1 protein-coding gene is annotated in these 236 nt (G+C 66.1%); it reads left to right on the forward strand.

Annotated elements, in window-relative coordinates; all coding sequences use genetic code 11:
* Window positions 1-236, forward strand: a 236-nt coding sequence (locus tag V6766_RS25585) for an ATP-binding cassette domain-containing protein (RefSeq protein WP_448471047.1), incomplete at both ends; no start/stop codon positions are given.

The following is a 236-nucleotide window of genomic DNA, read 5'->3' on the forward strand; positions in this document are numbered from 1 at the left end:
GGCCTCCGTCGTCTATCCATCCGCCAGCGGAAACGCGCCGGTCGAGGCGCTCCGGGAGATCGACCTCTCGCTTGGCGAGGGCGATTTCGTCGTGGCGCTCGGCGCGTCCGGCTGCGGAAAATCGACGCTCCTCAATCTCATTGCAGGCTTTCTGTCGCCGACCAGCGGCGAGATCCTGCTTGACGGCCACAAGGTCGAGGGCCCCGGCGCCGACCGCTCGGTGGTGTTTCAAAAAC

The organism is Martelella sp. AMO21009 (assembly GCF_053484295.1).